The sequence below is a fragment of the Kribbella sp. NPDC048928 genome, from assembly GCF_043197975.1.
Classification (GTDB): Bacteria; Actinomycetota; Actinomycetes; order Propionibacteriales; family Kribbellaceae; genus Kribbella.
The window spans coordinates 1372783-1386465 of the sequence record NZ_JBICUC010000001.1 but is presented as its reverse complement, the minus strand read 5'-3'; the positions used below and the strand labels follow the sequence as shown (position 1 = coordinate 1386465).

Below are 13683 nucleotides of genomic sequence, written 5' to 3'. Positions count from 1 at the left end.
GTCAGTCCAACGTGAAGTAGTCGGGGCCCGGGTAGTGCCCGGTGGCCAGCTTGGTGCGTTGCATCAGCAGGTCGTTCAGCAGGCTGGAGGCACCGAAACGGAACAGCTCCGGGTCCAGCCAGTCCGGTCCGGCGGTCTCGTTGACCGTGACCAGGTACTTGATCGCGTCCTTCGCGGTCCGGATGCCGCCGGCCGGCTTGACGCCGATGTGCAGCCCGGTGGCCTCGTGGTAGTCGCGGACCGCCTCCAGCATCACCAGCGTGACCGGCAGCGTGGCCGCGGGGGACACCTTGCCGGTGGAGGTCTTGATGAAGTCTGCGCCGGCCAGCATCGCCAGCCAGGACGCCCGCCGGACGTTGTCGTAGGTGGCCAGCTCGCCGGTCTCCAGGATCACCTTCAGGTGCGCGTCGCCGGCGGCCTCGCGGATCGCGGCGATCTCGTCGAAGACCATCGCGTACCGCCCGGAGAGGAAGGCGCCGCGGTCGATCACCATGTCGACCTCGTCGGCGCCGGCCGCGACCGCGTCCTTGGTGTCCTGGATCTTGATCGCGAGGCTGGAACGCCCGCTGGGGAAGGCGGTCGCGACACTCGCGACGTTGATCCCGGAGCCCTGCAGCTCGCGCTTCGCGGTGGCGACCAGGTCCGGGTACACACAGACCGCGGCGACCTGCGGCGCGCTCGGGTCGGCCGGATCGGGCCGCTTCGCCTTCGCACACAGGGCCCGCACCTTGCCGGGCGTGTCCTGGCCCTCCAGCGTGGTCAGGTCGATCATCCGGATCGCCAGGTCCAGTGCGTACGCCTTGGCGGTGGTCTTGATCGACCGCGTGCTCAGGGTGGCGGCACGGGCCTCTGCGCCGACCTGGTCCACGCCCGGCAGACCGAGCAGGAACCGGCGCAGGCGGTCCTCCGAGGACGTCACGTCGGCCAACGCGTCCACGCCACTGTCCGGCCCGCTGTCGAGTGTGGTCACCAAGGCAGTCTAGTGCCGATTCTGAGAGCCGGTTACGTTGTGCAGGTGAAGTCGAAATCGCCGGAGAGCGAGCAGTACCTGTCCGCGTCGAACCGGATCACCGGGACCATCGTCTTGGTGATCGGGGCTCTCGGCCTGCTCGACGTGATCCTGGAGTGGCGGACCGCCACCGGGCTGCTCGTCGGCAGCGTCATTGCGATCTTCATGATGCTGGCCTACGTCGGCCTGATGCGCCCGTCGGTCACGCTCAGCCCCGAGAACCTGCTGCTCCGCAACCACCTGCGCGATCACCAGATCCCGTGGTCGAAGGTGACCGGCGCCGATGTCGCCGACATCCTCCGCATCCACACCGACACGAACCGTTTCCGCGCCCCGGGCGTCGTACTGGTCATGCGTGATCTCCGCAAGCAACGGGTCGGCGGGCGCAAGCTCCGCGCCGACAGTTCGATCTCGAAGGCCGACATCGTGGTGAGCCGGATCGAGAGCCACATGGAGCAGTTCTCCGGTACGTCGGAGGGCGAGGTGGTAACCGCCTGGGCACGCCCGGAGCTGATCGTGCTCGGTGTGCTGGCGGTCATAGCCGTGGTCTCCGCAATCGTCCGCTGACCATCCCTGACCCGTGCCGACCCGCTTGCTCACCCGACGTACGTTCGTCCGCACCGGCGCCGCGGCAGGTGTCGCCGGCGTCGCGGCGGTCGCAGCTCTCGAGACCGGCGTCATCCCCGGTCGCGGGCGGATCCACGACGCCCTCGGCCTGACCGGCCCGGACGGCGTCGTTCCTGACGTCCCCGCAGGTCCCGTGGTGTCCGGGGCGTTCAACTCGATCGGCCGGCGGACGAAGGTCGGCTACAGCGTCATCTACCCGGACGGCTACGACACCAAGGCCGCGTTGCCTGTCGTTCTCGTCCTGCACGGTCGCGGCGGCGACCACACGTCCGCGGTCAACGACCTCGGGATCGACCGCTTCCTGACCGCCACGGTCCGGGCCGGCACGCCCCCGTACGCGCTGGCCACCGTCGACGGTGGAACCGACAGCTACTGGCACCGGCGGGCCGACGGCAACGATCCCGGCTTCATGCTCGGCGAAGAGTTCCTTCCGCTGCTGGCCGAGCGCGGCCTGAACACCAGCAAGCACGCCATCCTCGGCTGGTCGATGGGCGGGTACGGTGCCCTGCTCCAGGTCGCCCTGCGCTACTGGCAGCGGCGGGTCGGTCCGTCGGCGCAGGCGGTGGCCGTCGCCGCGCTCAGTCCGGCACTGTGGCACCGGTACGCCGACGCGCAGGCCGGGGCCTTCGATGACCAGGCGGACTTCGACCGGAGCGCGGTGTTCGGGCGGAAGTACGGGTTCCGGGACGTTGCCGTTCGCATCGACTGTGGCCGGGACGACCCGTTCGCGGCGGCTGCCGGCGACCTGCGCGCCGAGCTGGACGCCGCCGGCGGGCAGCAGGCAGGACTGCACACCCCCGGCTACTGGCGGCGGATGCTGCCGGACCAATTGCGGTTCCTGGGTACGAAACTCGGCCGCTGACCCCTGTGCACTCCAGGATTGGTCCAACACGTCCCTGACACATCGAGAGTGGAGCTCATGGTCAACCTCTCCCGTAAGGCTCTGCGCGGGCTGGCCGGCGTTGCCGCCGTCGCTGCCTTCGCAGCTGTAGCACTTCCGAACGCGCAGGCCACCCCGGCCGCGGCCGGGAACTACCCGGCGCTGCCGCAGCCGTCGGCCTCGCTGCCGAACATGGCGGTCAGCACGCCGCCGGCCGGTGACGCCCTCACGACCAAGTCCTCGCTGACCAACATCGTGCGCTACAACAAGCTCTACAAGACCCCGGCCGTCACGCCGTCGAAGTGCAAGGAGGTCAACGTCTCGCTGCGCACAGTGGCGGGCGTGCAGGCGTACGCGAGCAAGCTCTGGACCTGCATGTACGCGGCCTGGGCGGTCCCGTTGAAGGCGGCCGGCGCGGCGTACAAGGTGAAGCCGGTGCTGTCGGTGCACACCGGCACCAAGATCAACACCGACTGCGGCATCCTCTACAACACGACCGGGTACTACTGCAGCGGCGGCCACGGCGCGATCTACATCCCGGCCGCGCAGATCATCAACACCTGGAACCAGAACCCGACCTACGCCCGGGCGTGGCTGACCCAGATGATGGCCCACGAGTACGGCCACCACGTGCAGTGGCTGACCGGCATTCTGAACGCCTCCTGGGCCCGCCAGAACGCGTTCAGCACCAACGCCGCGCGGCTCGAGGAGAGCCGTCGTCGTGAGCTGCAGGCGTCCTGCCTCGGTGCCGCCTACATCGGCGCCAACAAGCGCTACTACCCGATGAGCGGTGGCCTGCTGGTGCAGTTCAACTGGCTGGTGACCCACATGGGCGACCAGCCGAACCACGCCCGTGACCACGGCTCGATGAAGAACCACGCGTTCTGGACCACCATGGGCTTCAACGCGAAGCACACCTACACCGTTGCGGGCAACTGCAACACCTTCGGCGCCAGCTCGCCGTACGTCGCCTGACCCCGGCATTCGCTGAGGCAGCAGCAAGCACGTAACTCAGCCGCCCGGTACGCGTTGGCGTACCGGGCGGCTGTTGCGTTTTGGCGACACCTGCACGATCTGCGATCGTGTGGTTACTTGTTCGCGGTGCGCAGGCCCTAGAGTTCTGAGTCGATCGTCGAACGGCAGGAGTCAACGACAGTGAACTACGACGAGTTCAACACCGAGTACGCGAAGGTGCTGGACAAGATCAAGAGCGGTCGATCCACCTGGTCGGAGCTGTCCGGGCACGTCACCCGGCTGCGCCAGGCGACCGTCGGGATCACCACGCCGGTCGAGCGCACCCAGGTCGATCACGACCTGGCGGCGCTGAGCCAGATGGTGGACATGTCCCGGCGTACCAACGACAAGGAGGACGTCTGGACGGTCACGTCGGACGCGATCCGCAAGGCCAGCAGCCAGGAGGGTTCGGTCGCCGACCGGATCGCCCGGATCGAGGCCGCCATCAACGACATCTCCGCGCTGGCGAACCGGAACCCGGACGAGCGGGACGCGCTGATGCAGTCCACCAGCACGCTCCGCATCCTGCACTCGTCGCTGCAGAGCTCGCTGCACGCCGAGGAGGCCGAGGCAGCCGCAGCCGCTCGCTGAGCCCCGGAACCACCCGCCAGGTGTTCCGGATCAGATTCCTGCCGCGGCAGCCAGATCGGTCTTGATGGCTGCCAACGCCTCCGCTGCCTGGGTGCGCGCCGCGGTCACGTCCGTCGTGACCGGGACAACCACCTCCAGGTAGCACTTGAGCTTCGGCTCCGTACCCGACGGGCGCACGACCACGCGTGCGCCGTCGGAGAGGGTGTAGCGCAGCCCGTCCGTCGGGGGCAGCGACGCGGACCCCTGGCTCAGGTCGTCGATCCGCTCGACGGCGTACGCCCCCAGCGCCTGCGGCGGTGTCGCGCGCAGCCGCTCCATCGCCTGGGCGATCAGCGCGACGTCCTCGACCCGCGCCGACAGCTGGTCGGTCGCGTGCAGGCCGTACTTGACCGCGAGGTCGTCCAGCAGGTCTACGAGCGTCCGCCCAGCAGCCTTCGCCTGCGCGGCCAGTTGCAGTACGCGGACCAGCGTCGACACGCCGTCCTTGTCCTTCACGGCCGTCGGGTCCACGCAGTACCCGAGCGCCTCCTCGTAGCCGAACACCAGCTCCGGGACCCGCCCGATCCACTTGAACCCGGTCAGCGTCTCGACGTACCGGACGCCGTACGACGCCGCGATCTTGCCGAGCAACGACGACGAGACGATCGAGCAAGCAGCCACCCCACGGGAGCCCGGGAGCAGGAACTCGCCGAGGAGACTGCCCAGCTCGTCACCGCGGAGCATCCGCCAGCCGCCGTCCGCCGCAGCGTCCGGGACGGCCACGGCGCAGCGGTCCGCGTCAGGGTCGTTGGCGACCGCGAGGTCCGCGTCGATCGACCGGGCCAGCTCCAGCGCCGCGTCGATCGCGCCCGGCTCCTCGGGGTTCGGGAACGAGACGGTCGGAAAGTCCGGGTCCGGGTCGGCCTGGGACGCGACCACCTGCGGTACGGCGAAACCGGCCCGGGCGACGGCCGCCTCGGCCAGTGTGCGTCCGACCCCGTGCAGCGGCGTGTACGCGACGTTCAGCTCCCGTGGCGCGTCGGCCGGCACCAGCTCCGCGATCCGGTCCAGGTACGCGTTCAGCAGGTCGTCTCCCGCCGTCTGCCAGTCGTCGCCGCGCGGGACGTCCGCGAGGGGCCCGACCGCGGCGATCGCGGCCGCGATCTCGGCGTCGGCGGGCGGTACGATCTGCGAGCCGTCGCCGAGGTACACCTTGTAGCCGTTGTCCTGCGGCGGGTTGTGCGAGGCCGTGACGACCACCCCGGCCACTGCGCGCAGGTGCCCGATCCCGAAGGCGACCACCGGGGTCGGGGCGGGCCGGTCGAGCAGTACGGCGTCCAGCCCGGCGCCGCGCATCACCGCGGCGGTGTCCTGGGCGAACACGTCGGACTTGTGCCGCGCGTCGTACCCGATCAGGACCGGGCCGTCGGTCAGACCCTTCGCCTTCAGGTACGCGGCCAGCCCGGCGGCGGCCCGGATCACCACGACCCGGTTCATCCGGTTCGGCCCGGCGCCGACGGCTCCGCGCAACCCTGCCGTACCGAACTCCAGGGTGCCGGAGAAGCGGTCAGCCAGCTCGTCGGTGTCCTCCGCCTCGAGGAGCTTCGTGAGCTCCGCGCGGGTATCGGGGTCGGGGTCCTCGCTCAGCCACGCCTCGGCGACGGCCTTCAGATCGTCTCTCACATGGGCACTCTAATGACCCGACGATTGACATGGCCGGGACCGGATGTCCGCCACATAGTCGTCGGGGGCGCCGGCCGCCTCGGCGGCCTCGGCGAGGATGCCCAGGTAGCGGGCCGACGGCAGACCGCCCTCGTACGCGTTCAGCACGTACATCCAGGCCAACTGCTCGCCGTCCAGGGTCTGCACCCGGACCTGGATCTTCCGGTAGACGCCCTGGTCGATGGCCTCCCACTCGTCCAGCCGCTCGACGTCCTGACGATGGATGTCGTAGAGCGCCACGAACACCTGGTTGGCGGCGTCGGCCGGATCCTCGACGACGGTCGCCATCGCGCCCTCCCAGCCGAGCTCCTCGCCGCCGAAGGTGAGCCGCCAGCCGGTGATCCAGCCGGTCCCGCGCAGGGGTGAGTACGGGCACCGCTCGGCCATCAAATTCGGGTCCAGATTCGACGCAAACGCGGCGTACAGGGTCACGGGAACAGAGGATACGGAACAATGGCCTCCCGTGGCGCGAGTTGTGATCATCGGAGGCGGTCCAGGTGGGTACGAAGCGGCGAGTGCGGCCGCCCAGTTAGGGGCGGAGGTGACGGTCGTCGATTCCGACGGGATCGGCGGCTCCGGCGTGCGTACGGACGCGGTGCCGAGCAAGACCCTGATCGCCACCGCGGAGGTGATGACCGAGGTCGAGGAGGCCGGCGAGCTCGGCGTCCGGCTGGACGACGGGGACGACGATCCGGCCAACTCCGTGCGTGTCGATCTCTCCGTCGTCAACAAACGGGTGAAGGCACTGGCCGCTGCCCAGGGCGAGGGGATCGAGCGCCGGCTCGCGTCCGACAAGGTCCGGGTGATCGCGGGCCGCGGCCGGCTCGACGGTCCCGAGACGGTGGTCGTGGACGGGGCGGCCGGCGAGGAGCGGCTGGATGCCGATGTGGTGCTGATCGCCACCGGGGCAAGGCCTCGCATCCTCAAGGGCTCCGAGCCGGACGGCGAGCGGATCCTCACCTGGGAGCAGGTCTACGAGCTCGAGGAGCTGCCGGAGCGGCTGATCGTGATCGGGTCCGGTGTCACCGGTGCCGAGTTCGCGAGCGCGTACGACGCGCTCGGCAGCGACGTCGTCCTGGTGTCATCCCGGGACCGGGTCCTGCCCGGGGAGGACGCCGACGCGGCGGCCGTCCTGGAGGACGTGTTCAAGCGGCGCGGTCTGACCGTGCTGAGCAAGTCCCGGGCCGAGTCGGTACGGCGGCAGGGCGACGGGGTCGTGGTGACGCTGACCGACGGCCGGCAGGTCGAGGGATCGCACGCGCTGCTCGCGGTCGGCTCGCTGCCGAACACCGATGGCATGAATCTTGTCGAGTCGGGCGTGTCGCTGACCGATGCCGGGTTCGTGCAGGTCGACAAGGTCTCCCGGACGACGGCCCGCGGGGTCTACGCGGCCGGCGACTGCACCGGCGTGCTGATGCTCGCCTCGGTGGCCTCGATGCAGGGCCGGATCGCGATGGCGCACGCGCTCGGTGACGCGGTCACACCGTTGGACCAGTCAACGGTCTCCGCGAACGTCTTCACCGCCCCCGAGATCGCCACCGTCGGGCTCTCGCAGGCGGTCGTGGACGCCGGTGGCAGTACGGCGCTGGTCGTCAAGGTCCCGCTGTCGGACAACGCCCGGGCCAAGATGCAGGGTGTCCGGGACGGTTTCGTGAAGCTGTTCTGTCTGCCGAACACGGGCATCATCGTGGGCGGCGTGGTGGTCGCGCCGCGGGCGAGCGAGCTCATCCACCCGATCTCGCTGGCCGTCGGCACCCGCCTCACCGTCGACCAGGTCGCCCAGTCCTTCACCGTCTACCCCTCCATTTCCGGCTCGGTAGCGGAGGCAGCCCGCCGCCTCCACCTACGCCACTGAGTAGCCCCGCGACAAGCGCGGATATCCGTTCCTGTTGAGGGTTCTACGTTCGTGTGAGAACGCAGAACCCTACACACGAGCGGAGAACCCTCAGGTCATTCGTCCAGCCACTCTGCGCCACTCCTGTCGCGGTGGTATCCGCGATGCCGACCGCCGATGCAAGCTCTGCCAGTCATGGGGTTCTCTCCGTCACATCGCTCGGCAGGACGCAGTACGGGCCAGCCGCTCCCTTCAGGCGTGCCTTCCCTCGCGGTGGTTGCTGCAACGGGCGGCCGGCCAGGCAGTCCTGGGTGCGATGTACTCATGCGCTGGTGCCCTTCGCCGAGATGACTGGAACGGCGGACGGGCGTGGCCAACAGGGATCTGCGCGCCCGCCCACCGGACATCTACCATCGCCGCCGAGCCGTACAGCGGGCTAGAAGTTTTCAGAAGTTTGCAGATTTTGCTGTTCATCGGCGATCAAAGCGCGAGCGGCGTCGCCGTACACCGCATGGCGTCGGAGGCGGTCGAAGGCGCGCTCGAAGAAGGCGAGATCGGCAGCCTGAGTGGTCTTGTAGGAACCCGTCCACATCTCACTGCGGACCATCCGGCCGTCGAAGATGTAGAAGCACTCTCCGCCCCACATCGTCCGGTGGCCGGGTGGGATGATCCCGAGCGCGACGTTGGGCAGGTACGTCGCATCGTGCAGGAAATCCAGCTGCTCCTGCATGACCGCGGTGCCACCGAACCAGTTGCCGAGCACGCCGGCCTCGATGACGAACGAGTAGTTGTTGGTCCCGTCGCCATGGGTCAGCAGATGCTGCCGTGCCAGTCGTGCCTCGACGGCACCCTCGACATCGTCCAGCGGGAGATCGTGAAGCTCGGCGTTGATGCTCAGTACGGCCCGCACGTAGCCGGCCGTCTGCAGGATTCCAGGTACGACGATCGCCTCGTACGCGCGGAGCAGACCCGTACCGGCGTACAGGGGTCCGCTTCGCTCCTGGACGTGCCGCTGGCCCTTGCGCAGGTCGCGGCGGTACTCCTTCCACATCTGCTCGACTTCGCGATGAATCGCGATCAGTTCGTCGATTCGGCGTGCGACGCCGCAAGCAATGCACCACGCCCGGATGTCGTCCTCCGACGGGTACTGCCGACCGTGCTCGATCCGGGAGATCTTGGTGTTGTGCATCCCGGTCGCGTCGGCGAACGCGCGTCCGCTGAGACCTGCGTCGCGTCGCAGGTCTCGCAGTTTGAGGGCGAACGCCTTCCTGGCCTCGGATGCTCCGTTGCTCACTGCAGGCGTGATACGGCCTCCGGCCGGAAGTCGACGTGCGGTACCGCCAGCGTCCACGCGGCCTCGAAGGCTTCCAGGCAGAACTTCACGACATGCTCGTCGTCGCAGAGCTGGATCTCGAACCTGTCGTTGTCGCCGTCCAGGACGTTGAACATTGCGATGTTGCGGTCGAGTACGAAGCAGTCGTTTCCGGGCAGGGGGAGAGCCGAGGTCAGCCGCCTGGGCAGCCAACGCAGTTGCTCGCCGGCCTCGACCGCCGCACCGCTGAACCGTACTGACATCTGCTGGTATTCCGACAGTGGCTCGGACACGACCCGCACCCGGCGCAGCGTCCTACCGGCAGCTGTCATCTCGGCGACCTCGTCGCGCCACCCGCCGTACGAGGCCTCGAGTGCGGAATGGTCGCCCGCGCGCCAGGCCCTGAGATCTTCCTGATCGACCTGGTAGTTATCGCGCAGCTCCAACTTGAGCTGATCGCGGGTCTGCGTGATCAGCTCCCTGCGGCGCTGGACCGAGATCGACTCCATACCTCTCCTCGACATACATGTGTACGAATCGCTCGACAAGTTCCTGGGGGATTTCGAGGTACGTCTCCTCGGGCTTCAGGCCTCTGAGCTGAGATCCGACCTCATGTCCGAGCGCCAGTCCCTGGACGACCCAGCTCCCGCGGTCCGTCGAGTAGAAGCTCGGACAGTCGTCCGCGCTCTTCGAGCTTGGATCCTTGCAGTAGAAATTTACGGTCAGTCCGCCCGTCGACGACAGAGTTTGCATGAAATTTCTCCTTAGTGGCGGTTCAATGAGTCGATGATCACCGACAGCAAGCAATCGCGCCAGGAGAGTGACTGCCCCATTGCCCCGCGGCAGGAAGGGGGGCTTCCGCCTGAGTAACGGTCCTGGCCGAAAGTCGACTTGACGGCTTCAGGCCAGGGCAACTCCTTGTCGGCGGTGGAGCGGGCTGGCGAGGATCGCGGGCATGGCCTTCTCCTTGCCGCTCGCGCGGTTGTTCCGACGTGCTCTGGCCGGCGTGCTTGCGCCGGCCGTGCTGCTGCTGCCGGCGGTGAACGGCCCTGCGGCGCAGGCCGCGACTGCCGAGGCGGTCGCGCGACCGGGCACGATCGACCCGAGCCTGGTCGCCCGGCTGGCTTCCGGTCCGAGCGACTTCTGGGTGCGGTTCGAGCGGCAGCCGGAGCTCACGGCGGCGGCGAAGATCACCGACTGGACCGAGCGCGGCAAGGCTGTGGTCCAGAGCCTGCGGGCGACCGCCTATCGCGACCAGGCCCCGGCCGTGGCGATGTTGCGGGCCGCGAAGGCCGACTACGTCCCGCTCTACATCGACAACTCGATCTACGTGCGCAACGGCAGCCGTGAGCTCGCGGACAAGCTCGCGGCCGAGCCGGGCGTGATCGCGGTGCGGACGCCGACGACGTACCGGCTGACCGAGCCGGTGACCGAGCAGAAGGCCGCCGTGGCGACCGGCGTGGAGTGGGGCGTCTCGGCCGTCCACGCGGACCAGGCCTGGGAACGGTACGACGCCACCGGGCAGGGGATCGTGGTGGGCAGCATCGATTCCGGTGCCCAGTACGACCACCCGGCGCTGGTCTCGGAGTACCGCGGGACGAACGGCGACGGCACCTTCTCGAACGACTACAACTGGTACGACCCCGCCAACGTCTGTGCGGCCGCTGCGCCGTGCGACAACGTCGGCCACGGCACGCACACCATCGGGACGATGGTCGGTGACGACCACGCGGGTCAGCAGATCGGTGTCGCGCCGGGCGCCCGCTGGATCTCGGCGAAGGGGTGTGAGGACGACAACTGCACCGACCTGTCCCTCGCCCTCAGTGCGCAGTGGATGCTGGCGCCGACCAAGCTCGACGGTTCGGATCCAGACCCGTCCAGGCGGCCCAATGTCATCAACAACTCGTGGGGCGGTGGGCCCGGCAACACCTGGTACCAGGAATGGGTCCGGCAGTGGGTGGCCGCCGGCATCTTCCCGACGTTCTCGGCCGGCAACAGCGGCCCGGGCTGCTCGACGGCCGGCTCCCCGGGCGACTACCCGGAGTCGTACGCCGTCGGGGCCGTGGACGAGAACGGCGCCGTCACGAGCTGGTCCTCGCGAGGCAACCCGCAGTCCGGCGAGGTCAAGCCGGACATCGTCGCACCCGGGCAGATGATCCGGTCGAGCGTCCCGGGCAACCGCTACGCCTACTACAGCGGTACGTCGATGGCCGCACCGCACGTCAGCGGAGCGGTCGCCGTCCTGTGGTCGGCCGCACCGGCGCTGGTCGGTGACATTGCCCGTACGCGCGCAGTGCTCGATCGCACCGCACACGACCACGACGACACCAGCTGCGGTGGCACGGCGGCCGACAACAAGGTGTACGGCGAGGGCATGCTCGACGTCGCCGAGGCAGTCGGCTCCGCACCGCGCGCCGGCGCCGGCCTCCTCGCCGGCAAGGTCGTCGACAGCTCCGGTACGCCGATCGCGGGCGCGAGCCTCGGCGCCCCGGACAGCACGATCGCGAAGACCGACTCCGACGGCAACTACGAGCTCTACCTGGATGCCGGTGACCAGCACGTTACGGCGCAGGCCTTCGGGTACGACGAGCAGTCGTTCGACGTCCGGATCGAGCAGCAGACGACCACGACCAAGGACTTCCAGCTCGCGACCACGCCGCGTTCGACCCTGAGTGGCCTGGTCCGCGACGGCTCGGGCCACGGCTGGCCGCTGTACGCCAAGCTGACCGTCGACGGGCTCCCCGGGGCCTGGTTCACGAAGCCTGCCACCGGCCGGTACGCGATCGACCTTCCCGTTGGCGTGACCCACAAACTGCACGTTCATCCCTTGTACGGCGGGTATCCGGACACCACCGTGGACGTCGATCTGACCGGCGACCTGGTCCGCGACGTTGCCGTACCGATCGATGCCAAGACCTGCAGCGCGCCCGGCTACGACGCCGGTTGTAAGAAGGTTCCGGGCGGGCTCGTCTACGGCACGGTCAAGGATGCGAACACCGGGCAGCCGGTCAACGACGCGAAGGTCACCCGGGCCGGTCAGACGGCCACCACTGTGACGACGCCGGACGATGCAGGTCTGTCCGACGGCCTGTACTGGCTGTTCGCGCCGGCCGGTTCGGCCAAGGCGCAGGCGACGATGCACAACTACCAGTCGCAGCAGAGGGCGGTCGCGGTCCAGACAGACTGGGTCAAGCCGCTGAACTTCACGCTGAAGGCCGGCCGGCTGACGGTCAAGCAGTCGGACGTGAATGCGACTGTGCGGCTCGGCAAGTCGACGAGAGGCAAACTGACCATCACCAACGACGGCACCGCTCCCGCGACGTACTCGCTCGCCGACGTCCAGCGCGGGTTCGAGCTACGGGCGGCGGATGGAGGTACGGCGGCGCGCACCCTCGGGACGACGCCGGTTCGTCGCGAGCCGATCCAACCGGAACCCGGGCACACCCTGAGTGGCGTCGATGCCGGCAGCAGCACGACTGGCGTACCGGCCGCGGAGGAGTTGCCCGCGCGCTGGTGGGTTCCGACGACCAACTACCCGACGCTGATCAGCGACAACGTCGCCGCCACTCACGACGGCCTCGTGTACTCGGTCGGCGGCGTGGTCGCGGCCCGGGCCACGGCGGCGGCGTACGTCTTCGAGCCGCAGACGCTGACCTGGCGCCGGCTCGCCGACATGCCGGAGGCGCGCCGCAAGTCCGCGTCCGGCTTCGTCGACGGGAAGCTGTACCTGGTCAGTGGCTGGGGACCGCAGAACGACCCTTCGGCGACGACCTTGATCTACGACCCGGCGACCGACCGGTGGAGCACCGGTGCCGCGAACCCCAGGCCCTGGGGCGCCGTCGGGTCGGCCGTCGTGGACGGCAAGGTGTACTCCGTGGGTGGCTGCACCGGTGAGTGCCAGGTGGCGACCGCCGACGTGACCGCGTACGACGTGGCGCACAACCGGTTCGACGTCCTGGCGCCGTACCCCGAGCCGGTGTCGTGGCCGTCCTGTGGTGGCATCGACGGCAAGGTGTACTGCAGCGGCGGTCTGGGCGTGGACGACACCGGCAACGGTCCGCAGAGCACCTCGCACAGCTACGTCTACGATCCGGCGAAGAACGCTTGGTCGCGGGTTGCCGATCTGCCGCTGGACCTCTGGGCGAGCAGTTACGCGGTCGCCGACGGCACGCTCGCGGTGACCGGGGGGATCGCGCTCGACTCGACGGTTCGGACCAACGAGGCGTTCGCGTACAACCCGCGGACGGATGTCTGGTCGGTACTGCCGAACACCACCAACGCGCTCTACCGCGGCGCCGCGGCCTGCGGGCTGTATCGCGTGGGCGGCCTGCTCGACGCCCGGCAGGTCCCGTACGCCGAACAACTGCCCGGGCACGACGGCTGCGACGAGTCGGGCACCGACGCGCAGTGGCTGTCGGAATCGAGCACCAGCGGGACCCTGGCACCGGGCAAGAGCGTGACGATCAAGCTGACGATGAACTCGAAGGCGCTCTCCCAGCCCGGTGTGTACCGGTCGGCGATCGCGGTCCGCGACAACACGCCGTACGCCGTATCGTCAGTCGACGTGGCGCTCACGGTTCGGCGCCGCTGACCGGAAAGTTGCGGGAAAACCTGCACACGTTATCGGTCGTTCTCGCTACCGCAACGGTGATCGGCGTCTTACGCTCCGGATGTTGAGCCCGCGGTTGGCTCGGGGGAGCCGCTCCATTTCGGAG

Annotated in this window: 11 protein-coding genes; 6 read left to right on the top strand and 5 right to left on the bottom strand. The window is 68.9% G+C overall.

Going from position 1 to position 13683, the window contains the following annotated elements; all coding sequences use genetic code 11:
* Position 1 precedes the first annotated feature (1 nt).
* Positions 2-970, bottom strand: a complete 969-nt coding sequence (deoC, locus tag ACGFI6_RS06610) for a deoxyribose-phosphate aldolase (RefSeq protein WP_393115685.1) — start codon at positions 968-970, stop codon at positions 2-4.
* Positions 971-1015: 45 nt separating this feature from the next.
* Here deoC and ACGFI6_RS06605 point away from each other — a divergent pair, with 45 nt between their 5' ends.
* The 4 genes from ACGFI6_RS06605 (at position 1016) to ACGFI6_RS06590 (ending at position 4121) form a co-directional block, all read left to right on the top strand.
* Positions 1016-1576: a PH domain-containing protein gene (locus ACGFI6_RS06605; RefSeq protein WP_393115684.1), complete on the top strand. Its 561-nt coding sequence runs from the start codon at positions 1016-1018 to the stop codon at positions 1574-1576.
* 13 nt (positions 1577-1589) lie between these two features.
* Positions 1590-2498, top strand: a complete 909-nt coding sequence (locus ACGFI6_RS06600; protein ID WP_393115683.1) for an alpha/beta hydrolase — start codon at positions 1590-1592, stop codon at positions 2496-2498.
* A 57-nt stretch (positions 2499-2555) separates the two neighbouring features.
* Complete coding sequence (locus ACGFI6_RS06595) at positions 2556-3491, top strand: neutral zinc metallopeptidase (RefSeq protein WP_393115682.1); 936 nt, start codon at positions 2556-2558, stop codon at positions 3489-3491.
* 180 nt (positions 3492-3671) lie between these two features.
* Positions 3672-4121, top strand: coding sequence for a hypothetical protein (locus tag ACGFI6_RS06590; RefSeq protein WP_393115681.1), 450 nt, complete (start codon positions 3672-3674; stop codon positions 4119-4121).
* 30 nt (positions 4122-4151) lie between these two features.
* Here the strand turns inward: ACGFI6_RS06590 and ACGFI6_RS06585 are convergent, their stop codons facing one another.
* Positions 4152-5783, bottom strand: coding sequence for a phospho-sugar mutase (locus ACGFI6_RS06585; RefSeq protein ID WP_393115680.1), 1632 nt, complete (start codon positions 5781-5783; stop codon positions 4152-4154).
* A gap of 9 nt (positions 5784-5792) precedes the next feature.
* Positions 5793-6254 carry a gamma-glutamylcyclotransferase gene (locus ACGFI6_RS06580; RefSeq protein ID WP_393115679.1) on the bottom strand — a complete coding sequence of 154 codons (462 nt, stop codon included), beginning with the start codon at positions 6252-6254 and terminating at the stop codon, positions 5793-5795.
* Positions 6255-6285: 31 nt separating this feature from the next.
* Between ACGFI6_RS06580 and ACGFI6_RS06575 the strand changes: the two genes are divergently transcribed.
* Positions 6286-7677, top strand: coding sequence for an NAD(P)H-quinone dehydrogenase (locus ACGFI6_RS06575; RefSeq protein WP_393115677.1), 1392 nt, complete (start codon positions 6286-6288; stop codon positions 7675-7677).
* 415 nt (positions 7678-8092) lie between these two features.
* Here ACGFI6_RS06575 and ACGFI6_RS06570 read toward each other — a convergent pair whose 3' ends face one another.
* Positions 8093-8950, bottom strand: a complete 858-nt coding sequence (locus ACGFI6_RS06570) for a helix-turn-helix domain-containing protein (RefSeq protein ID WP_393115676.1) — start codon at positions 8948-8950, stop codon at positions 8093-8095.
* Positions 8947-9477, bottom strand: coding sequence for a DUF6879 family protein (locus ACGFI6_RS06565; protein ID WP_393115675.1), 531 nt, complete (start codon positions 9475-9477; stop codon positions 8947-8949). Before ACGFI6_RS06565 ends, ACGFI6_RS06570 begins: the two co-directional genes overlap by 4 nt.
* Positions 9478-9923: 446 nt before the next feature.
* On the opposite strand from ACGFI6_RS06565, the gene ACGFI6_RS06560 reads away from it, so the two are divergent.
* Positions 9924-13559, top strand: a complete 3636-nt coding sequence (locus ACGFI6_RS06560; protein ID WP_393115674.1) for a S8 family serine peptidase — start codon at positions 9924-9926, stop codon at positions 13557-13559.
* The last annotated feature ends 124 nt before the right edge of the window (positions 13560-13683 follow it).

What these genes read in the sequence shown, in the direction of transcription:
- ACGFI6_RS06595 (WP_393115682.1), top strand. Translation starts at nt 2,556, where the DNA reads ATGGTCAACCTCTCCCGTAAGGCTCTGCGCGGGCTGGCCGGCGTTGCC.
- ACGFI6_RS06565 (WP_393115675.1), bottom strand. Translation starts at nt 9,477, where the DNA reads ATGGAGTCGATCTCGGTCCAGCGCCGCAGGGAGCTGATCACGCAGACC.
- ACGFI6_RS06560 (WP_393115674.1), top strand. Translation starts at nt 9,924, where the DNA reads ATGGCCTTCTCCTTGCCGCTCGCGCGGTTGTTCCGACGTGCTCTGGCC.